Raw genomic sequence first — 22,795 nt, forward strand, 5'->3', positions numbered from 1 at the left:
CACTTCCATCGCTTTGCGCGCCAATCCAGATACCAGGGCATATACCACCAGTACGTGAAATGCGATAACCAGCCCTAAGCCTATAAACTTCTTCCCCGGCTCTTGCTGGCGATTTGAAAAATCCATTACTGCTCCTCCACTACCACAAGGTCAACTGTCTGACGCAAGTCAAAACATCTCAAACAAAAAAGTGATTATAAATGCTGTGTATCAATAAAAAGCCATACCGATACAAAACCACTTATAAATTCATAAGCTGCGAACTCGTCAAAATATAAATCGAGGTTTTTCGTAAAACTGACTTATTTAATTTTGCCTACAGCTAAAGCACCAGCTTCTACTAACGCCATTTATACCTGCCGAAGTAATAAAAAATATTGATCTATTTCTGATACCTGATTCGCCGTGCCGCAAATGGCTGAACCATAGATACAAAGCAGAAAATTTATTATTACCCGCAGCAAAGTCAAACGTTACAGTCATTTCATCTTTATCAGAACAACTATTCATGTTCCCCATGTAAAAAAGCACCAACTTACTGCATGGAAAATGTAAATTTAGTCGTCAGAAATTTTTCCGAAGGCGCATAAAACCACTTAAGCCCAGAAACTGTCAAGCGCTTTACTTCCAGTCAGGCCAAAAAACAACATGGCGCATTTTGCCAAAAAAACACCCGCAAAGGAAACCTAATTTCTTGTGCTATGCAGCATAAATTATTTCAATGCAGCTTTTTTTACACTTCATTACATTGGGAAATTTGCCTAGAGTGCCCCTCACCAAATTTAAATTTTTTTTGAGGCTTTTTTCAGGCATCAAACTATCTAAAGTTGCGCACAAATGCCGCACTACAATGGTGCAAGGCACCATCATATTCCCCTTAATTATGCGCAGCCATTGCCAAAATGCACTCAAAAGACAGAAATTGAAAAGAATTGTCACACCATAGAATTCGATAATGAAATAAAAATTTCTTTACACCTCCCACCGATGTGACTCTTGCGTTATGGTTACGGCTTTTTAAAACTGAAGCGGGAAAACAGCTTGGCAAATCATGAGCAAAATTAATTTGCACCTGCAATATGTAAATTAATCTATGCGGATGAGGCTTCTCTCACGATGTAACGTGTCAAACCCCAATCTTTTGCTTACCAGGCCTGATCCATGCTTACATAAGTCAAATTAGCAAGGCAAATTTGTTTTACCAGATAATGAGGTTCAGGAATGTTCATGCGTCACCAGAGAGTTGCTTGCATTTTCAGTATATTGCTATCGATATTTCCCTTGCAAATGGCTAACGCAGCCAATCCTGCAGACCTCAATAAAGTAGTCAGGCAAGCTTTTGAAGCCGCAGATGATGGTTTTGATATGGCCAAAACCCAGAATTTCTATTCAGGCTGGGTCAGCGAGGCCATCTTCGAACCCTTACTAAGTTACGACTACCTGGCGCGCCCTGCCCGCCTCTTGCCGTTGTCAGCAGAAAGCATGCCAGAAGTGACGGAACAGGGGAAAGTATTTACCTTCAAAATCAAGCAAGGTATTTACTTTGCCCCGGACCCTGCCTTCAAAGGCAAAAAACATGAACTGACCGCACAAGATTATGTCTATACCTTCAAGCGTCTGCTCGATCCGATTAACCGGTCGCCCAACGCCAGCTTCATCGAAGGCAAGATTGTCGGCCTTGATGATGTCGCGGCCAAGGCAAAGAAAACAGGCAAATTCGACTACGACACCCCTGTTGCCGGATTGAAGGCCATTGATAAATACACACTAAGAATAGCGTTAAACGCCACCGACTACAATTTTCTGTATGTCGTCGCCTACGGTGGCTTTGGTGCAGTAGCGAGGGAAGTGATCGAGGCTTATGGTGACCAGACTGGCCTGCACCCCGTAGGCACTGGACCCTATATGGTTGAAAAGTATCTGCCACGGAGCAAGATAGTACTGACTGCCAATCCAGAATACCGCGGTTACACCTGGGATTTCAAATCGACAGGCAGCGCCCGTGATGACGAAATCGTCAAGCAAATGAGGGGCAAGAAAATGCCCCAGGTTGGCAAAGTAGATATCAGCATCATCGAAGAGGAGCAATCACGATGGCTGGCATTTCAGGATTCCCAACTGGATATCGATAAGTTGCCGCAAAGTGCAGCAACGGCAGCACTGGATGGAGTTGCTTTAAAACCTGAACTGGTCAGTCAGGGGATCAAGATGGACAGGGTCACAGATGCTGGTATCACCTTCACGATTTTCAATATGCGCGACCCTGTTGTTGGCGGCTACACCAAGGAAAAAATCGCTCTGCGTCGCGCCATAGCCATGGCTTACAGCTATGAAGATGAAATCGCCCAGTTGCGCCTGGGACAAGCCATACGTTCGCAAATGATTATCCCGAAAGATGTTGTTGGTTATGACCCAGCCTATCGTAGCAGTCTGGCTTACGACATCAAGCTGGCCAATAAACTGCTTGATCATTTTGGCTATAAACGTGGGGCAGATGGATACAGGAATAACCCTGATGGGAGCTCGCTCCTTATCAAGAAAACCGTGGAGCCTGCAGCTATCTACAAAGTTCAGTCCGAAATTTATAAGCGCGGCCTGGATAAAATTGGCTTGCGCATTGAATTCCCAGTCAGCAATTTTGCCGATAATCTGAAAGCTGCCTCTGCCTGCAAACTAAATATGTGGGGTGGTGCCTGGAACGCGGATTTCCCAGATGGCGAAAACTTCATGCAATTGCTCTATGGCCCAAAAGCCGGTGCTGGCAACCATGCCTGTTATGAGTCAGCCGCCTTTGATGCATTGTTCCGCAAGGCGGTATCCATGCCCCTGGGTGAAGAACGCAACAAGGTATATGCACAAATGAACCGTCAGGTCGAAGCTGATACACCCTGGATCGTGCACACCTCCCGCATCCGTAGCTGGTTGTACCGTCCCTGGATTACTGGCTATAAAAAGCACCCCATCTTGCATTCAGACTGGGCATTCATTGATGTAGAAAAGCATTAAGCTAAGCTCATCGGCACTGGTTTGTCCTGATACTCACTTATCACCACCGTACAAAATAGCAGGAGGTCTTGTTAATGAAGTCCACTCATCTGTTTCAGCAAAAGCTGACCAAAACAGGCATGGCGATATGCCTTGCACTTGCTGGCATGATGTCATCTACCCTGCTCTTGCAGGCGCATGCCGCCAAACCTGAATTTGCTGATCCGGAAAAAGTATTGCGCACCATCTTCCCGGTTGCCGAGACTGGCTTTGACCCTGCTGCGACGCGCGACCTATACTCCAACGCCATCAATGAAGCGATCTTTGAGCGCCTGTTCACTTATGACTACCTGGCCAGCCCAGCCAAAATCATTCCAGAAACAGCCGACGGCATGCCAGAGATTTCTGCCGATGGTAAAACCTATACCATCAAACTGAAGAAAGGCATTTACTTCACCCCTGATGCTGCCTTCAATGGCAAAAAACGTGAGCTGACGGTGGACGATTATGTGTATTCGTTCAAGCGCATCATGGACCCGAAAATCGCCTCTACCCACGTCTGGCTGTTAGAGGACAAGATCACAGGGCTGGATCAATTGGCGGCACAGGCAAAAAAATCTGGCAAGTTTGATTATTCTGCCAAAGTACCCGGCCTGGAAGTGGTCGATAAATATACCTTGCGCATACACCTCACTCGCCCAGACTTCAATCTGCCCATGATATTGGCTTACACCGCCATGTCTGCCGTTGCACGCGAAGTCATAGAAAAATACCAGGATGTACAGGGTGCGGCCATGGCAAACCCGGTAGGTACCGGCCCTTTCAAACTGACTGAATGGGTACGTGGCTCTAAAATGATATTGGATGCCAATCCTGACTTCCATACAACGATATGGGATTTCCAGGCTAGTGCCGACCCGAATGACCAGAAAATCATCGCTGTAATGAAAGGCAAACGCATGCCGCAAATTGGCCGCGTTGTCGTCAATGTGATTTTGGAAGACCAGTCACGCCTGCTGGCATTCCAGAAAGATGAAATTGATTTATTCCAGCTATATGGTGGCCTTGCACCTCAGGTGCTGAACGGCCCTGATTTGAAACCTGAATTTGTCAAACGTGGCATACAGATGTCGCGCATTGTCGATCCTGAGCTGACTATCTATTACTGGAATATGCAAGACCCGGTATTTGGCGGCTTGAGCAAAGAGAAAGTCGCGCTGCGCCGTGCCATGGCCATGGCACACAATGTCGAAGAAGAAATACGCATCGTTGATAATGGACATGCGATACCGCTGCAATATCCTATCCCTCCTGGCGTGGTGGGCCATGATCCTAACTACAAAAGCAGCATCCAGTACAATCCCGCAGCGGCCAATGCCTTGCTCGACAAGTTTGGCTACAAAAAAGGCAAGGATGGTTATCGCACCATGCCAGACGGCAGCCCGTTGGAAATTGTTCACACTGCCCAGACTGAGTCACGCGGCCATTTACAGGCTGAAGTCTGGAAAAAATCCTATGACGGCATCGGCATCAGGATGCGTGCCGAATTCCGCCCATTTGCTGAAATCCTCAAAGCTGAAAAGCAATGCCAGTTGATGCAACGTATTTCGCCTTGGATAGCGGACTATCCCGATGGCGATAATTTCATGCAATTGTTTTACGGCAAAAACATCCACATGAATAATAATGGCTGCGTCACCATCCCCGAATATGACAAGCTGTATGAACAATCACAAAAACTGGCTCCGGGGCCAGAGCGCGACCTGCTATACCACAAGATGACACGCATCATGGAACTGTATGCTGCGCAACGCCTGGGTTATGCCCGCCACCGCATGATGCTGTCACAGCCACGCGTGATAGGGCATAAAAAGCACCCCATCATGCATATAGAATGGATGCAGATAGACATCGACAAGAACAAATAGAAAAAAATGAGCCGCAGACTAACTGAAATTTGAAAACCGAGAGACAAACATGACCGCTTATATACTGCGCCGCTTATGGCAGATGGCACCAACGATGCTGGGTGTCATCCTGCTGGTGTTTTTTCTGTTTAACTGGGTAGGTGGCGACCCGGCCTACATCCTGGCAGGCAAGATGTCGAATGCCGAACAGATTGCCAATATCCGCACCCAGTTGGGCATAGACCAGCCTTACTATGTACAACTATGGATCTTCATCAAGCAAATCGCCACCTTCAACTTTGGCAATAGCTGGAGTACTGGTGAAGCAGTCTCATCCATCATAGGTACACGTCTTGGCCCTTCGCTGACAGTCTTGATACCTCTCACAATTATCGAAACCTTGATTGCGATTGCGCTGGCACTGGCAATTGCCTTCAAGCGCGGCTCGTTCACTGACCGTTCTGTGATGATTGCCTGTACTGTCGGCATGTCGGTCAGCATCCTAGTCTACATCATCGTCGGTCAATATTTCTTTGCCTATAAACTGGGCATGTTTCCGGTACAAGGCTGGGGCAATCACTTTGCCGAAAACCTGTTCAAATACTCTGCCCTGCCTATCCTTATTGCTCTGGCCGTAGGCGTAGCACCGAACCTGCGCTTGTTCCGCACCTTCGTACTGGATGAAGTAAATCAGGATTACGTCCGTACCGCCCGCGCCAAAGGCGTCAGCGAAAGTCGCGTGAAATGGGTGCATGTCTTACGTAATGCATCAATACCTATCATCACTCACGTCATGTCGAATCTGCCTGCGCTGTTGATTGGCGCCTTCCTGATCGAGCGTTTCTTTTCCATCCCTGGCATAGGCCGTGAAGTGATACTGGCAGTGGAACGCAGTGACTTCCCCGTAATCAAAGCGATCACCGTGTATGTCGCAGCAGCCACCATGTTTTTTAATTTGTTGACCGATCTGCTGTACCAGGCGGTTGATCCACGCGTACAGTTGAAATAAGGATCATTCATGAGCACGATTATCACAAATCCAACTGTACAAACAGTTTCACCCGGACTGTGGGCACTGGCCTGGCGCCGTTTGCGCGCTGACAAAGTCGCCATGATTGCCTTAGCAATCGTAGCTGCATTTTTATTGACGTTGATACTGTCTGCCACCGGCGTCATCGCCTCTGACTGGGAACAGGAAAGCGGTGTCAGCTACGCGCCACCCAGCTTTGTCGGTGCAGATACAGGCACGGTCGCCAAGGTCGAAGCAGAAGCACCACCGCCAGAAAATCCACTCGATCCTTTGGCCGACATCATCCGCGAATTGCGCAAACAGCCAGATGCTGATCAGGCGGTTATCGTGAATGACTACGGTATCCCTGATCCGCTGGCAAAGGAAATGGCAGAAATTCGCACCGAGCTTGCCAAATCCGGCAAGACTGTCGTGGGTGAACGTCTGACTACCCTGCCCTTTGGTGCAGACAAATGGGGACATGACATCATCAAGAAAACCATCAAGGGTGCCGAGACTTCCATCGTCGTTGGCCTGGTTGCTGCTTTCCTGGCGACACTTCTAGGCACGATGTTTGGTGCCCTGGCTGGTTACTTTGGCGGAAAGGTCGACGACTTCTTTAACTGGTTCTACAGCATCTTCACTTCCATCCCTTATCTGTTGCTGATACTTTCAGTCGCAGCGGTATTGCAGCAAAAGGGTGTGACCACCATCATCCTGATCCTGGCTTTCACTGGCTGGACTGGGCCATTTCGCCTGATCCGTGCTGAATACATGAAGCACAAGGCACGAGAATACGTGTGGGCAGCAGATGCCATTGGTGCTTCGCACTGGCGCAAGATGTTCGTGCATATCTTCCCGAATGTGAGCCATGTGGCACTGGTCCAGGTATCCATCCTTGTTGTAGGCTTTATCAAGTCCGAAGTAATCCTGAGTTTCCTGGGCTTTGGCGTACCGGTTGGTGTGGTGTCTTGGGGCAGTATGCTCAATGAAGCACAGAATGAATTGATTTTGGGTAAATGGTGGCAACTGGTGGCCGCAACCGCAGCGATGGCCGTGCTGGTGACAGCCTTCTCATTGTTCACCGATGCCTTGCGCGATGCGCTTGACCCCAAGTTGAAATAAGGACAGATCATGAGTCAAGAAAACCCAAGTCAAGCTTTGCTGAAAGTAGACAACCTGCGCGTGTCTTTCCGCGTCAATAAAAAAGATAGTGTGGAAACGGTCAAGGGTATTTCATTTGAAATACCGCGCAATTCCACAGTCGCCCTGGTCGGTGAATCGGGTAGTGGCAAGTCAGTCAGCTCACTGGCTGTCATGGGCTTGCTGCCACAAGATACGTCCAGCATTGCCGCTGACAGCAAAATTATTTTTGAAGGTCGCAGCCTGCTGGAACTCAGCATCGCTGAAAGGCGTGATTTGTGCGGCAAGGAAATCTCCATGATCTTTCAGGAGCCGATGACATCGTTGAACCCTGTGTTTACTGTCGGCTTCCAGATCGCTGAAGTGTTGCGCCTGCATATGGGCATGGATGCCAAACAAGCACGCAAACGCTCGATAGAATTGTTGGAAGAAGTCGGCATTCCAGATCCTAAAAACAAGATCGATGCTTACCCAAGTCAGATGTCTGGCGGGCAGCAGCAAAGGGTGATGATCGCCATGGCGATTGCCTGCGAACCCAAATTGCTGATCGCCGATGAACCAACCACGGCTCTCGACGTTACCATACAAAAACAGATCATCGACCTAATTGATGCCTTGCGTATCAAACACAAGATGTCAGTGCTGTTCATCACCCATGACCTGGCACTGGTTGGTGAAATTGCTGACCATGTCATTGTCATGCGCAATGGTGAAATTCGCGAAGCGGGTACGGTAGAACAAATATTTGAAAGCCCGAAAGATACTTATACCCAGGCCCTGCTGCACTGTCGCCCTACACTGGATACCCGTCCATGGCGATTGCCGGTGATTGCTGATTTCATGAACAATAACGGCGCGCTGGTCGATCAAAAACAGCGCCCGCGTGGTCTTAAAGGCGATGAAGAAATCGTGCTGGAAGTCAAAAATCTGGGTAAAAGCTTTTACTCCCGTGAAGGTTTCTTTGGCAAAAAAGAATTCAAGGCTGTTGAAGATGTATCTTTCAAGCTTGCGCGTGGCAAGACCCTGGGCGTAGTAGGCGAATCCGGTTCTGGCAAAACCACAGTTGGCCTGACACTGATGCGCCTGCATCAGGCGACTACCGGGCAAGCCCTGTTTGAAGGCAAGGACATACTGGCCATGTCGAACAAGGAATTCCATCACTACAAGCGCCGCATACAAATCATTTTCCAGAACCCGTATGCCTCGCTGAACCCACGCTTTACCGTGGGGCAGATTTTGATGGAACCCATGCATATACATAACATTGGCGCCAACGACAGCGAACGCTCTGCAATGGCTTATCAATTACTGGAAAAGGTTGGCCTGCCCACTATCGCCTTCCACCGTTATCCCCATGAATTTTCTGGTGGTCAACGTCAGCGTATCGCCATTGCACGCTGCCTGACCATGAAGCCGGAAGTACTGGTCTGTGATGAATCAGTATCAGCACTCGACGTTTCTGTGCAAGCGCAGGTATTGAATCTACTGCAGGATTTGCAGGAAGAATTTGGTCTGTCTTATATCTTCATATCGCATGATCTGGCCGTGGTCAAATATATTGCCGATCAGGTCATGGTGATGAACAAAGGTAAGGTCGTTGAACTGGCGAATTCAGATGATCTGTATCTGAATCCTACCCAGGCGTATACCAAGACTTTGCTGAACGCCATACCAAAAGGCTTGCAGCACTAAGCCGTACTCGTGAACCGGCTGTCTGCCGGTTCACACTCCTCCCGCTTGAAAAATCCCCTTACACTTATATTTTTGACCAATCCTGCAAACACTGGCAAGATGGCATTCGCCTGCGACATAACAAAACAGTGACGAAACAGGCACAATCTCCCGTATATCCCGTATGCAGCATACTCACTGGAGCCAGGATTGGAAGCATTAAGAAGTTTATTCCGGGAGTTAATGCCCGCTGTTGATTTTTGCTCCATGCGCGTAGTGGATGAGCGCAGTGAAGAGCTATTGGTTAGACAAAATGTATTGCAACCGCTGCGCAATGCCCGTAGCCATGGCGCAATGCTGACCGTTATTCATGATGGCGGCTACGGCTACGCCGCAACCAGCGACTTATCCCGCAATGGATTGAATGCCGCAATGCAGCATGCCGTAGATTGGGCCAGGCTCAGCGCGGGAAAAACAGTGACCAATTTCAGCCACATCCCGCAAGCCGCTATGGTTGGTCAATATCAAGGTCCAGCCGCCTCCATCTGGACCAGGAAAGACTTGATTGCCTTACTGATGCAGGAATCCGCCGCATCGCATTTCAATGACAACATTGTAGATTGGAGTGCATCCATAGGTGTCACCCAAACTGAACAGTTATTTATTAGCAGTGCAGGTGCTGACATCCATCAGCAATTCAATTACCTGATCCCCAATCTCAGCGTCACCGCCAATGAAGGATCAGAAACCCAAACCCGTAGCCTGGGTGGTCAATACAATGGTTTTTGCCGCCAGGGCGGCATGGAAGTCTTGCAGCAATCCGGCTTTTATGGCTCAGGCAAACGCATTGCAGAGGAAGCGTTGGCGCTCTTGCATGCAGCGAACTGCCCGAGTGGCCGCATGGATTTGCTGCTCATGCCTGAGCAGATGATGCTGCAAATCCATGAATCCATAGGTCACCCGCTGGAACTGGACCGCATACTGGGAGATGAACGTAATTTTGCTGGCACCAGTTTTGTCACTCCCGAGATGTTTGGCCATTTCCAGTATGGATCAGAATTGCTGAACGTTACCTATGACCCCAGCCGCGCCGAACAATTTGCCAGCTTTGGCTGGGATGATGATGGCAGTACTGCAGAAAAAACCTGGATCATCAAAAATGGCATACTGGAAAAACCTTTGGGCAGCGCGCTCTCGCAAGCACGCGCTAGTATGACAGGTGTCGCCAACTCACGCGCCTGTGACTGGAACCGTCCGACCATAGACCGCATGGCCAACCTGAATATAGAAGCAGGCACCAGCAGCCTCGATGAGATAATCGCCAGCATAGACGATGGCGTGCTGATGAATACCAATGTGTCCTGGTCAATTGATGATTCACGCAATAAATTCCAGTTTGGATGCGAATATGGGCAAATGATACGTAATGGAAAATTGCAAGAGCTGGTGAAAAACCCCAATTATCGTGGCATCTCAGAAAGCTTCTGGCGTTCGCTGAAGATGGTCGGTGATGCATCCACCCTGGCAGTCATGGGCACGCCTTTCTGTGGCAAAGGGGAGCCTTCTCAGGTCATACGTGTGGGCCATGCTTCACCCGCCTGTCTGTTTGATCAGGTAGAAGTATTTGGAGGCGAAGCCTGATGCACAGCTATTTTTTATCCCTGGCCGCACATATAGAAACACAGCTGGCAGCAAAGGAAGTAAGCACCACCTGGCTGTCAGCAGAATCCAGCGATTTTGTGCGCTTCAATCATAGCGCCATACGCCAGCCCGGCCATGTCTCGCAAATCATACTGAACCTGCAATTGATACAGGGACAAACCCATGCCGCCATGAGCTTCAACCTCAGTGGCGAGATGGGACTGGACTTCCCCACTATCAATGCGGCAATTCAGGATTTGCGTGTGCAGTTGGCCGACTTGCCAGCAGACCCGCACCTCATGATAGCTGCTGAAGTCAATAACACTAGCCAAATCCTGCCATCTTCCCTGCCGCCGGTAGCCATTATGCTGGAACAAATAATTGAAGCGGCAAAAGGTGTTGACATGGTGGGCTTGCTGACTACTGGCACACAGTATCGTGGCTTTGCCAATTCTTATGGCCAACGCAATTGGTATGAAACGAACAATGTCAATTTTGACTGGAGCATATTTCATGCTACTGACAAGGCCGTCAAATCCAACTATGCTGGATTTACATGGAATGAGGCAGAATTTTTAAAAAAATTTGCTGATGCCTGCAAAAAGCTGGCCTTGCTGGCGCGGCCACCAATCACCGTCGCTGCTGGTAATTACCGGGCCTACCTGAGCCCGGCTGCATTGAATGAATTGATCATGATGCTGAACTGGGGTGGTTTATCCGAAAAAACCCTGCGTACCCGGCATAGTTGTCTGCGCCGCATGCAATCAGGCGAGGCCAGTATGCATGCCATGGTTGATATCTGTGAAGACAGTCGCGCAGGCCTGGAACCTGGCTTTCAGGCGCAAGGCTTTATCAAACCTGAAGTCATCCCCCTGATACAGAATGGCAAGCTCTGCGGTAGCATGATTTCACCGCGCAGCGCCAAGGAATTTGGTGTGCTCACGAATGGTGCGCCGGAAGATGAATCAGCAAAATCCCTGGTCATGCAGGCTGGTACACTTGCAAATGCAGACATATTGAAAAAACTGGGCACGGGTATTTACATCGCTAACCTTTGGTATTTGAATTTCTCAGAGCGCGCTACGTGCCGAATCACGGGCATGACACGCTTTGCCACCTTTTGGGTAGAGAATGGCGAGATCATTGCGCCCTTGAATGTCATGCGTTTTGACGACTCGTTGTTCAAAATGCTGGGAGAAAATCTGCTGGCACTGAGCCAGGAAACTGAAGTCATTATGGACGACCGCTCTTATGGCGAACGGCATACGGGTGGAGCGATCTTGCCGGGAGCACTACTCAAGGAAATGCGTTTTGTGCTTTAGAACCGCAATAAAGTGTATTTTGAGATCATGAAAAGCGAGGTTATAGCATATTCAAGCAAAATAGCGCATTTGACCAAAGAGCTACTATGATGATGTATGCATCGTTACATCTGCGCAGATAAGCATTAGCGAACTTAGCATTTGCCCGTTTCAGTGAGAGCAACTACAATTCCGACCTGTTGCGGAAAAGGCTGCAATGTAAGCGTTACGCATCACGATCAAAATCTGGTGTAAAAACAATAAGTAATAAAACCCACAGCGCAATAGCGTAAGGTTTCTAAGGCTGCTTTATTTATATTTTATTTTTATATGTAGCCCTTGATAGAAAACTTAAGCATATTGCGGTCATATCTGGAGTTAACATGGCATTTCTGCAAGGCAAAAAAATTCTGATCACCGGTTTGCTGTCCAACCGCTCTATCGCTTACGGCATTGCCCAGGCTTGCAAACGCGAAGGCGCTGAACTGGCATTTACCTACGTAGGCGAACGTTTCAAAGACAGGATTACTGATTTTGCGGCTGAATTTGACAGCAAACTGATCTTCGATTGCGATGTCGCCAGCGACGAACAAATTGATGCGGTATTTGCTGATCTGGGCAAATCCTGGGACAAACTTGATGGCCTGGTTCACGCTATCGGCTTTGCACCGCGTGAAGCGATTGCAGGTGAATTCCTTGATGGTTTCTCCCGTGAAGCTTTCCGCATTGCGCATGATATTTCTGCCTACAGCTTCCCTGCCATGGCAAAAGCTGCACTGCCATTGCTGCGAGAAGACTCTGCCCTGCTGACCCTGTCTTACCTGGGTGCTATCCGCGCCATCCCGCATTACAACACCATGGGCATGGCCAAGGCATCGCTGGAAGCATCGGTACGCTACCTGGCGGAACATTTGGGTAAAAAGGGCATACGCGTCAACGGCATTTCTGCTGGCCCTATCAAAACCCTGGCTGCCAGTGGCATCAAGGACTTTGGTAAACTGCTGGGCTTTGTCGCAGAACACGCACCATTGCGCCGCAATGTGACGATCGAAGACGTTGGTAATACTGCCGCCTTCCTGCTGTCACCACTGGCAAATGGTATTACTGGTGAAATCACTTATGTCGATGGCGGCTTCTCGCATGTCATGGGCTTGAATGCTGACTCTTACGACAAGTAAGCAGTCCAGCATTTGAAAAGACGGTACGGGATGCTTGCACATGTATCCCGTACTAGCCTTATACTATTGGCATGAATGAAGCACTCCAGACCATGCCCACTATTCCAAACAGCGCCTTCTCTATTGCACGCGCTCTATTGCTGCTGATATTCAGTGTGTTCCTTGCGTTTTCCGGCAACACCCTCGCGGCATCCTGCAATGACCCATGGCCAGCCTGGGAACAATTCAAGAAGACTTTTGTCGCCGATGATGGCCGGGTGATTGATCATAGCGGCGCGCGCAAACCAACAACATCTGAAGGCCAGGCTTATGCCCTGTTCTTTGCACTGAGCGCCAACGACAAAACCACATTTCAGCGTGTACTAACCTGGACTGAGAATAACCTGGCTGCAGGCGACCTGACTGCCCGTCTGCCTGCCTGGCAATGGGGACAGCGTGAAGACAATAGCTGGGGCATCATCGATAAAAATCCGGCTTCCGATGCTGACCTCTGGATGGCCTACAGCCTGGGTGTGGCTGGAGAAGTCTGGAAAGAAAAGCGCTACACTGCCCTGTCCAGCCTGCTGGCACAAAGAATATTGAATGAAGAAACGGCAGAGTTACCTGGACTGGGCTTGAGTCTGTTGCCAGCGCCCACTGGCTTCACCCTGCCCAATAATCAATGGAAGCTCAACGCCAGTTATTTGCCCCCGCCTTTGCTGCGCTGGTTTGAGCAAAAAGAAAGTGATGAGCGCTGGAAACGCATGATTGCCCCTGCGATACGCCTGATCGCTGGGAGCGCCCCAAAAGGGTATGCCGCAGACTGGATCATTTATGATGCGCAAAAAGGTTTCCTGCTTGATACTCAGGGGGTAGAAAAAGGCCAGGGCGGCTATAACGCCATCCGTGTTTATCTATGGACTGGCATGATGGCGAGCCAGGATACAGAACGCGCAAATTTGCTGAAGTTGCTGCGCCCCATGGCGCAACTCGTGGACGGCAAGGGTTACCCACCAGAATATATCGATATCCTGACTGGTGATATCAATGGCGCTGGTTCCAGCGGCTTTAGCGCCGCACTGCTGCCGTTCCTGCAAGCGCAAGGTGTACAAAAAACCATAGTACAACAGCAATTACGCCTGCAGGCCCAACCAATCAAGGCCGACGCTTATTATGATCAGGTGCTTTCCTTGTTTGCCCTGGGCTGGCAAGAAAAGCGCTACCGTTTTGATGCACACGGCGAAGCTGACTTTTACTGGCAACACTTTTGCTGGCGTTTATTTTAAGGTTAGAGCAAGTTATTCTTAGAAACTGGCTGCTTTTTCCTGAAAAATCCTGTATAGTTTCGTTTTTTGCGCTGCAATATAAATTTCAGCGTAGAACCAAGTAGCATCGCAAGCCTGTGCACATCCTCAGGATGGTGCATGTAAAAGCCCTCCCGCCTCGCATGTCTGGTAGTAATCCATAGACATCATCCCGGCGCAAAGCTTTTGTGCCGAAATTTCATTGTCGTCCCTTGTTGGATTTTCTGTGTTCATTTCGTTTGGTTGGCGCTGCATTGTTGCGCGCGTTCGTTAGCAACGCGCTAATTTATACTGGGACAGAAGCAAACGTTCCGGCAAAACATGCTGCGAACCGGCCTTATCGCCGGTGAGCTTGGCATTGCTGCCGCATTTTGCAAATGCCCCAATTACGAAAGAAATTCATGAGTTTTGAAGCACTAGGTCTCCACGTCAACATCATCCGCGCACTGACTGACTCTGGCTATACCAAGCCAACTTCGGTACAAGAACAGGCAATCCCTGCCGCGATTGAAGGTCGCGACCTGATGGTCTCATCCCAGACCGGCTCCGGCAAAACTGCCGCTTTCATGCTGCCTGCATTGCACAAACTGGTTACAGCCGAATTAGTCAGCTATGACGCTGCCAGCAGCAAGACCCCTAATCAAGAACGTCAGGCTGCCCGTTCACGGGGCGACAAACCACGTTTCGTTGCTGCAAAACCAAAAATGCTGGTGTTGACTCCAACCCGCGAACTGGCTTTGCAAGTAACGACAGCAACTGACAAATACAGCGCTTATTCACGCCGTATCAAGGCTGTATCCATCCTGGGTGGCATGCCTTATCCTAAACAGATGCAATTGCTGTCCCGCAATCCAGAAATCCTGGTGGCAACACCTGGCCGTTTGATAGACCACATGGAATCTGGCAAGATCGATTTCTCAGAACTGCAAATGCTGGTTCTGGACGAAGCCGACCGCATGCTGGACATGGGTTTCATCGATGATATCGAAAAAATCGTTGCTGCGACCCCTCCTACACGTCAAACCATGTTGTTCTCTGCAACACTGGACGGTGTAGTCGGTAACATGGCTAAACGCATCACGACTGAGCCTCTGGTCATCCAGATCGCCGGTTCTGCCAGCAAGCATGAAAACATCCAGCAGCGCGTTCACTTTGTGGACGACCTGTCCCACAAAAACCGCATGCTCGACCATCTGCTGCGTGACGTATCCGTTGACCAGGCTGTTGTCTTTACCGCCACAAAACGTGATGCAGACACCATTGCTGATCGCCTGAACATCGCCGGCTTCGCTGCTGCTGCCCTGCATGGCGACATGCACCAGGGTGCGCGTAACCGCACACTGGATTCATTGCGCCGCGGTACAGTACGTGTACTGGTAGCGACTGACGTAGCTGCCCGTGGTATTGACGTGCCAGCGATTACGCATGTATTCAACTACGATCTGCCTAAGTTCCCGGAAGATTATGTCCACCGTATTGGCCGTACTGGCCGTGCCGGTCGCAAAGGTCTGGCGATCTCCCTGGTGAACCATGCTGAAGGCATGCACGTCAAACGTATCGAGCGCTTCACCAAACAATTGATCCCTGTCGATGTCATCGAAGGTTTTGAACCTAAGAAATCTGCCGCGCCAGCGCGTTCTGCTGCCCGCAAACCTAACGGCTGGAAACCAGGCGACGCCCGTAAAACTGGCGCTGGTGCAGGTGGTGGCGGTTACGGCAATAACAAGCCTGGCCAACGCAGCTTCAGCAAACCAGCTGGCGCGTCGACTGGTACCAGCGCTGGACCTCGTAAAGAAGGCGGCGGCTACAAGGGCAATCGCTCGAATGACAGCGGCGCACGTCGCACTTTTGGCGATTATTAATTTGCCAGAGTTTTACTCAGTAGAGCAAGCAACATAGACATTGCTGCATAAGCAATATCATGAAAAAGCGATCACTTTGGTGGTCGCTTTTTTTATACTTACAGGCTCGGCGTATAATCAACAGCTTCTGACCAACGCAAAAAGTATAAGCCTCATGAGCAAAGAAACTGACGCACCCATTCGACTCACCTCTTTTTCGCATGGCGGCGGCTGTGGTTGCAAGATAGCGCCTGGCGTACTTGCCGAAATACTAAAAAAATCTTCGGGCTTCCCTGTGCCGCCCGCCCTCATGGTCGGCATAGAAACGGCGGACGATGCGGCCGTCTACAAGCTCAATGACGAGCAGGCGCTGATCGCTACCACTGATTTCTTCATGCCCATCGTGGACGACCCTTTTGACTTTGGTCGTATCGCTGCTACCAATGCCATTTCAGATATCTATGCCATGGGGGGCACGCCCATCATGGCGCTGGCACTGGTTGCCATGCCTATCAATCAATTACCGCTGGACGTCATAGGCAAGATTATCCAGGGTGGCGAAAGCATCTGTGCCGAGGCAGGGATACCCATTGCCGGTGGCCATACCATCGATTCTGTCGAACCTATTTATGGTCTGGTGGTCATGGGGCTGATCCACCCATCAAAGGTCAAGCGCAATGCAGATGCCAAAGCAGGCGACAAACTGATACTCAGCAAGCCGCTGGGTGTAGGTATCTTGTCCGCTGCACTGAAAAAGCAAGTACTGGATGCAGCGGGCTATGACACCATGATTGCCAGCACCACCAAACTGAACAAACCTGGCCAGGCCTTGTCCGCCCTGAATAGTGTACATGCCATGACAGATGTCACCGGCTTTGGCTTACTTGGTCATTTGCTGGAAGTCTGCCGTGGCTCAAGACTGGCAGCGCGCCTGGATATGTCCGCCATGCCCTTGCTGGCGAATGTAGAACAACTGGCGATGGATGGTTTTATCACCGGGGCTTCTGCCCGCAACTGGGCTGCCTATGGCGAGTCTATCAAGCTCGACGCACAGATCAACCCTGCCCAGCAAGCCTTATTAACCGACCCGCAAACCTCAGGTGGCTTGCTGGTTGCTTGCGATCCGGCGGCAGTGGACGATGTTTTAAGAATTTTCCGTCAGGGCGGCTTCTTGGAAGCTGCTGTGATTGGTGATATTGTTACAGGTGAGCCTTTAATTACTGTCCTGCCCTGATTTTTTGATTTTGCCCCTACTTTTGCAAATACCATGAACCAATTAGAACAACTCAAGCAATTCACCACTGTGGTCGCTGACACTGGCGATTTCCAGGCTATCCAGGCTTACGCCCCACGCGATGCGACGACCAATCCATCCCTGATCCTGAAAGCAGTGCAAAAGCCTGAATACCTGCCATTGCTGGAAAAAGCCGTCAAGGACACGGCAGGCAAGTCTATTGATGAAACCATCGATCATTTGCTGATTGCTTTTGGTCTGGAAATTTTAAAAGTCATCCCTGGCCGCGTTTCTACTGAAACAGATGCCCGCCTGTCCTTCGACACTGCCGGCACCATTGCCAAAGGCCGTCAACTGATCGCCATGTATGAAGCTGCAGGCATACCGCGTGACCGCATCCTGATCAAGATAGCCTCGACCTGGGAAGGAATACGCGCTGCCGAAGTATTGGAAAAAGAAGGCATACGATGCAATATGACCCTGCTGTTCTGCCTGGCACAAGCGATTGCCTGTGCTGAAGCAGGTGCACAACTGATTTCGCCTTTCGTTGGCCGCATCTATGACTGGTACAAAAACAAGACTGGCCAGGAAATTTTTGGTGCAGATGACCCAGGTGTCTTGTCCGTCAAGAAAATCTACACTTACTACCGCAAGTTTGGCTACAACACTGAAGTCATGGGTGCCAGCTTCCGCAACACTTCACAAATTCTTGAGCTGGCTGGCTGCGACTTGCTGACCATCAGCCCTGATCTTTTGCAAAAACTCAGCGACAGCACTAGCAATGTCACGCAAAAACTGAGCAAGGAACTGGCGGCTTCGTCCGATTTGCAAAAGGTCAGCATGGATGAAAAAACTTTCCGCCTGGAGTTGAATGAAGATGCGATGGCGACAGAAAAACTGTCAGAAGGCATACGTGCTTTCTGTGCCGACACCGTCAAGCTGGAAAAGATGATTGCCGCAATGCGTTGAATCAACACCATCTGACAGGTTATGATGAGGGGGCAGAATTTTCTGCCCCTTTTTTATTTTGAATGACCTGGATATGAAAAAGCAGCTAGACATAGCAAACTGGAACCGGCGCGAACACTACGCCTTCTTTTCCCAAATGGATGAACCCTTCCACGGACTGAACTTGAACGTGGATTGCACCTGGGCTTATCAGCATTGCAAGGAAGAACAATATTCGTTCTTTCAGTTTTATCTGCATCAGATACTAAGCGCGATCATGCGCACCGATGCCATGCGTTATCGCATAGAAGATGGCAAGGTGTTTGATTATGCGGTGATACACGCCAATGCGACCGTGCAGCGGGCTGATCATACTTTTGGATTCTGCCCCATTTATTACGAAGAAGATTTTGCCACTTTCGCTGCAAGGGCAAGCATCGCCATGGATAAAATCAAGAACAGCAGCGGCCTTTGCTTCAATGATGAATGCGCGCGAGAAGACGTGATCCATTTCTCTGCCATACCCTGGATCAGTTTCACAGGTCTGACGCATGCACGGCAATATGACCGCCAGGACAGCGTGCCGAAGATTTCGGTTGGCAAGTTTTTCAAGCAGCATCAGCGGCTGATGCTGCCTGTCGCCATTTTTGTGCATCATGGCTTGGTTGATGCTTATCATGTACATCAATTTGTTGAAACACTGGAAGCTGGCCTGTCTGCAAAAAAATAAGTTCTTTCATTGTGCAGGAATGATCACCGACTATGGGATGCAAATCCTCCATTTGCTTGCTAAAATGAAGGCGCTAGCACTGAAGCAAACCACCTGCTTTCCATCAAGGACGCATCATGCGCAAATTTAATCCCGTCATCTTCATACTTGCCTGCATGCTGGCAACTGGCAATGTACGGGCTGATGATTTCACCGATGGCGTCAGCTATTACGAACAAGGCGACTTTACTTCTGCACTTGACTCATTCAAGGCTGCGGCAGCAAAGGGTAATGCAGATGCGCAATTCAACCTCGGGCTGATGTTCTTGAATGGCGAAGGTGTGGATCAAGACTATAAACAGGCACTCAGCTGGTTCGAACAATCAGCCAGCAAGGGCAATGTTAGGGCACAAGTGAATATAGGCAGGATGTACGCCAAAGGAAAAGGCATGCTGTCGAATCACGGTGTTGCTGCTTCATGGTTCAGAAAAGCGGCTGACCAGGGTTATGCAGATGCCCAATATAGTCTGGGTATATTGTATGTGACAGGCACAGGTGTGGCACGCGACTATGCCAAAGCCAAAGAATTATTCCGGTTGGCAGCCAATCAAAACAATGCCAGCGCGCAGTATCAGCTAGGTTTGATTTACCTGAAAGGCCGCGGCGTTGCAGTGAATCTGATAGAAGCCTACAAGTGGCTGGTCCTGGCGGGTGATTATGATGACAGCGAAGTCTTCAGGAAATTTGTAGCAGCGAAAATGAGCAAGGAAGAAATCGCCGAAGCGCAGGCCCTGGCAAAAGACTGGAAACCAGAGAAGGTGGCAGACTAAGTTTCATCAAATCGCGTCTGAAGAAATTCAAAGTAATTCAGGTAATCGTAATATGCCCGTCATGTAAGCGATAATTACCGGGGCCGGAATCTTCTTTGACCTGCCATTTCTGCCGACCTATCTGTATTTCCACGCCTTCGTGTATTTTCTTGATGATCTTTACGCTGGCCTTGTCTATCAATTCCTGTTCGGCCTCCAACTCATCAAGCTCTTTTTCAAGTGTGTACAGTTCGTCCAGTAAATACAGTCGCTTGGCCTCGACTTTTTCGCCCAGGCCGCCGGCAGCCTTTTGTGGGTTGGTGGCAAAAAAAGCTTGCAGTTTGATCACCTGATCAAGTTCAGAAGCTTTGCGCCCTATCTGGTATTGCTTGTCATGAATTTGTTCATCCCGGTATGGATCAAAGCCGACCTGGATTTGTGTGCGCGTGCCCACTGCAGATCCCAAAGATACAGCACTGACCAGCAGCGCAGCCTGCGCTTTTCCACCAAGGATATTACCCACACTGGAGCCGGGCTTGCCCACCATGATTTCTTTTCTGGCCAGCAACTCGCACTGCCTGGCATTTTGCTCAAGACGTATGCTGTCGCCTGCTTCAATATGCGCACTCTCGGCAAACAAGGCCTGTACTGATCCACCGCATTTGATGCGGGAAGTAGTGCCGCTGAGATTTTGCGTACCCGGTTTTTTTTCTGCCAGGCCGATAATACCGCCCTTGACGGCAACATTGCCGCCAGCCGTAATATCAGCAGCCTCAACCAGGCCGTTGACAATAACATCTCCCGTCACGTTCAAAATCATGCCCGCCTTGATGTCGCCATCAACCTGGATGGTGCCTTCAAAACTGATATTGCCAGTACTGAGATCCACATCAGGCACCTGTAGCACCGGATTGACGATAACACCGTCATCCACCACTACAGGCTGGCCAGCATTGGTGGCCATCAGCAAATCAGGGTTGCTTGCCGATGGTGCCGCACCTTGCAAATGCGCGCCAAAAGCCATGTCTGGCAGCGGCTTGGCTAACACCACCTGCCCTTTGATATTCATGCCAAACTTGCCTTGCACGGGCGGTATGCGCCGCATTAATTCATCGCCGACATGCACCAGGAGCAGATGACTAAGTTCACGGAACTTGATCACAGCGCGTTCATCATCCCTCTGTACTTTGGCGTCTTTATGCTCGCCGAACAAAGGCTCCAGCCGGCCGGCAGTACCGTCACGCACTGGATCACCTTGGGCAATCAATAAATTTTCGCAATGACCTGCTGCTAGAGCAGCATCCAGTTCAGCATGCAAAATACCATGAATAACGCCCTGCTCACGCAAAGCGTCATTGACTGCCTGGCCTAAGGGCTTGCCGCCTTGCGCGGGGATCAGGGTAAGCCCGGCGGACAATAAATCATCAGCCAAAATTAATGAGAATTCTTCATCCTTGCGGGCACCAACATCCATCCTTACTGCTTCTTTGGCACTCTGGCATAATTTTACAAAAGCCAGAAGGGCAGTGGGTTCTCTATAAAAGCTGGCATATTCACTGGCATTCAATGCGTCTTCAAGACTAGCCAGATCCGGGGTATAAACGCCTTCCTGCGGCATGTAGCGGGCACAGAGTATCCCTGTAGAATCGTCCACAGAAAAAGTTAATGTTGCCGAATTAGAAAGCGACTTGTCCAAGATGCTTCCTTAAGATTGAAGTTCGTCCTCCACGCTGCTTATTATTACATCACAAATGAGTAATCTAAGGCAACGTGTCTGACATTAGCCTCATCTTGATCGATCTGGCATTAAAAATACGGCAATTGAAGACTGACAATTCCTTAAACGAGTGCAAGGCACCGTATTTTCGACTATTTTAATAGCGCCACATCTTCGCTCACAGAGCATATTCAAATTCGATCAATGCCGCATCAGCCCAGTCTTTCTTCTATAAGGGTGATATAAATTGCAGACCATCCTTGCTGATCCGAATTTTTTCTCTACGGTCTTTGCTCACCAGATAAGCCGCACTCAGTTTTTTAGGTGACCAGTATGAGATATCCATAATCGACGACTGGCAGACGCCACCAAGAAAGCGGAACAGATTGCGCATTTCATAAGCCATATCATCATTTTCCATTGCCCACCAGATGACGCATTCAAGACGCAAATCACCGAGACGTCGCCGGACATCTGGCACACCTGCGCTGCCTATGTCGGGGCGCCAGCGGAATAAACCTTTTTACGGTTTAACAGCAAATCTGCATTCTCTTGCAAAGCCCTGGGATTTTTTGGCAATATAAAACTGCCGTCGCGTTCAACTGCGACATGAATAGAACTCTCATCACTGGCAATGCGCATACTTAGGTCATGTAAACTAACATCTGCACTGACAGGCAACAACTTGAATTTCAATAGGGCATCAAGTGCCAGTTGCCGTTGTTGATCAATTGCCTCTAGCCCCTTTGTACATCTGTTTGTATGATTTCAACCCAGGATCCCTGGTGCTGGAAATTTCCACTACTGCCGATTTTTCTTCGCTGGCAGTTGCAATAAATTAAACATTCAACAAGCTAAATGACATGTAAGTGATGAGTACCGTTTTAATGATCAAGGATGTTTTTCCTAGTGATAAAATGAATTTCAATACCTGCTGACAAAAATTTTTGCCGCGTATCTACGCGCAACATTCATTGATTTCAGTTTACTCTATTTGGGGAAAATGCTCGACATGTACCTCACCAGCGCGACCAAAATAGCTGACATGCCGCCCCACCATCCAGACAATATACCCTACACAACCAGCGGCCATTGATAGCCGGATAAATTCTGGATAGCGCACCTCATCACATTGCGCGCCACGAATTGCCGCCACCAGAGCAGGGTCATCAAACGCATTGGGAATAGCGTGATCCTTCTTACCCAAGGCTACCACATGCACGCTTCCATCCGCCAGATAGTAACTGGTATTACCAGTACGGTAATCTGCAAAATAGGACTCCACACCCACCTCCATCAAACTGTCGACAACATCGCCAAATGTCAACTTACCCGCATAAGAATCATGAGCAACTGCTTCTATCGCCTGTAATACTAAATTTTCCATTTTCATTGTTTGATTTGCTATTCTTGATTTTC

At 49.4% G+C, this 22,795-nt stretch carries 17 protein-coding genes; 14 read left to right on the forward strand and 3 right to left on the reverse strand.

The annotated features are described in order from the left end of the window. Positions 1–1,227: 1,227 nt before the first annotated feature. From ACO0LG_RS20960 to ACO0LG_RS21025, 14 genes are all read left to right on the forward strand, one after another. The gene (locus ACO0LG_RS20960) at positions 1,228–3,006 is read left to right on the forward strand and encodes an ABC transporter substrate-binding protein (RefSeq protein ID WP_423029506.1); all 1,779 of its coding nucleotides are present in this window, start codon (positions 1,228–1,230) and stop codon (positions 3,004–3,006) included. 74 nt (positions 3,007–3,080) lie between these two features. Then, a complete protein-coding gene (locus ACO0LG_RS20965) occupies positions 3,081–4,913 on the forward strand; it encodes an ABC transporter substrate-binding protein (RefSeq protein WP_423029507.1) in 1,833 nt (610 codons plus the stop codon). A gap of 49 nt (positions 4,914–4,962) precedes the next feature. Continuing rightward, the gene (locus ACO0LG_RS20970) at positions 4,963–5,901 is read left to right on the forward strand and encodes an ABC transporter permease (RefSeq protein WP_423029508.1); all 939 of its coding nucleotides are present in this window, start codon (positions 4,963–4,965) and stop codon (positions 5,899–5,901) included. 9 nt (positions 5,902–5,910) lie between these two features. After that, a complete protein-coding gene (locus ACO0LG_RS20975) occupies positions 5,911–7,026 on the forward strand; it encodes an ABC transporter permease (protein ID WP_423029509.1) in 1,116 nt (371 codons plus the stop codon). A 9-nt stretch (positions 7,027–7,035) separates the two neighbouring features. Further along, the gene (locus ACO0LG_RS20980; RefSeq protein ID WP_423029510.1) at positions 7,036–8,736 is read left to right on the forward strand and encodes an ABC transporter ATP-binding protein; all 1,701 of its coding nucleotides are present in this window, start codon (positions 7,036–7,038) and stop codon (positions 8,734–8,736) included. 222 nt (positions 8,737–8,958) lie between these two features. Then, the gene (locus ACO0LG_RS20985) at positions 8,959–10,356 is read left to right on the forward strand and encodes a TldD/PmbA family protein (protein ID WP_423029511.1); all 1,398 of its coding nucleotides are present in this window, start codon (positions 8,959–8,961) and stop codon (positions 10,354–10,356) included. Then, positions 10,356–11,678: a TldD/PmbA family protein gene (locus ACO0LG_RS20990; RefSeq protein ID WP_423029512.1), complete on the forward strand. Its 1,323-nt coding sequence runs from the start codon at positions 10,356–10,358 to the stop codon at positions 11,676–11,678. The genes ACO0LG_RS20985 and ACO0LG_RS20990 overlap by 1 nt, the downstream gene beginning before the upstream one ends. 362 nt (positions 11,679–12,040) lie before the next feature. Continuing rightward, on the forward strand, positions 12,041–12,835 hold the full coding sequence (gene fabI / locus ACO0LG_RS20995) for an enoyl-ACP reductase FabI (RefSeq protein ID WP_162040798.1): 795 nt from the start codon (positions 12,041–12,043) through the stop codon (positions 12,833–12,835). A 71-nt stretch (positions 12,836–12,906) separates the two neighbouring features. Continuing rightward, positions 12,907–14,100 carry a cellulose synthase complex periplasmic endoglucanase BcsZ gene (gene bcsZ, locus ACO0LG_RS21000; RefSeq protein ID WP_423029513.1) on the forward strand — a complete coding sequence of 398 codons (1,194 nt, stop codon included), beginning with the start codon at positions 12,907–12,909 and terminating at the stop codon, positions 14,098–14,100. A gap of 419 nt (positions 14,101–14,519) precedes the next feature. Continuing rightward, positions 14,520–15,980 carry a DEAD/DEAH box helicase gene (locus ACO0LG_RS21005; protein ID WP_423029514.1) on the forward strand — a complete coding sequence of 487 codons (1,461 nt, stop codon included), beginning with the start codon at positions 14,520–14,522 and terminating at the stop codon, positions 15,978–15,980. 154 nt (positions 15,981–16,134) lie between these two features. Continuing rightward, positions 16,135–17,193 (forward strand): selenide, water dikinase SelD, encoded by a 1,059-nt coding sequence (gene selD, locus ACO0LG_RS21010; RefSeq protein WP_423029515.1) that lies wholly within the window; start codon positions 16,135–16,137, stop codon positions 17,191–17,193. A gap of 33 nt (positions 17,194–17,226) precedes the next feature. Beyond that, entirely contained in the window at positions 17,227–18,162 is a 936-nt protein-coding gene (tal, locus tag ACO0LG_RS21015) for a transaldolase (RefSeq protein WP_423029516.1), read from the forward strand. A gap of 73 nt (positions 18,163–18,235) precedes the next feature. Continuing rightward, complete coding sequence (locus ACO0LG_RS21020) at positions 18,236–18,871, forward strand: CatA-like O-acetyltransferase (RefSeq protein WP_423029517.1); 636 nt, start codon at positions 18,236–18,238, stop codon at positions 18,869–18,871. A gap of 116 nt (positions 18,872–18,987) precedes the next feature. After that, on the forward strand, positions 18,988–19,680 hold the full coding sequence (locus ACO0LG_RS21025; protein ID WP_423029518.1) for a tetratricopeptide repeat protein: 693 nt from the start codon (positions 18,988–18,990) through the stop codon (positions 19,678–19,680). Between the two features lie 37 nt (positions 19,681–19,717). Here ACO0LG_RS21025 and ACO0LG_RS21030 read toward each other — a convergent pair whose 3' ends face one another. From ACO0LG_RS21030 to ACO0LG_RS21040, 3 genes are all read right to left on the reverse strand, one after another. Next, positions 19,718–21,313: a DUF342 domain-containing protein gene (locus ACO0LG_RS21030; protein ID WP_423029519.1), complete on the reverse strand. Its 1,596-nt coding sequence runs from the start codon at positions 21,311–21,313 to the stop codon at positions 19,718–19,720. Positions 21,314–21,605: 292 nt separating this feature from the next. Next, on the reverse strand, positions 21,606–21,857 hold the full coding sequence (locus tag ACO0LG_RS21035; RefSeq protein WP_423029520.1) for a hypothetical protein: 252 nt from the start codon (positions 21,855–21,857) through the stop codon (positions 21,606–21,608). A 504-nt stretch (positions 21,858–22,361) separates the two neighbouring features. Beyond that, the gene (locus ACO0LG_RS21040) at positions 22,362–22,763 is read right to left on the reverse strand and encodes a DUF1398 family protein (RefSeq protein WP_423029521.1); all 402 of its coding nucleotides are present in this window, start codon (positions 22,761–22,763) and stop codon (positions 22,362–22,364) included. Between the last annotated feature and the right edge of the window lie 32 nt (positions 22,764–22,795).

It is taken from the genome of Undibacterium sp. Ji42W (assembly GCF_049340405.1).
GTDB lineage: Bacteria > Pseudomonadota > Gammaproteobacteria > Burkholderiales > Burkholderiaceae_D > Undibacterium.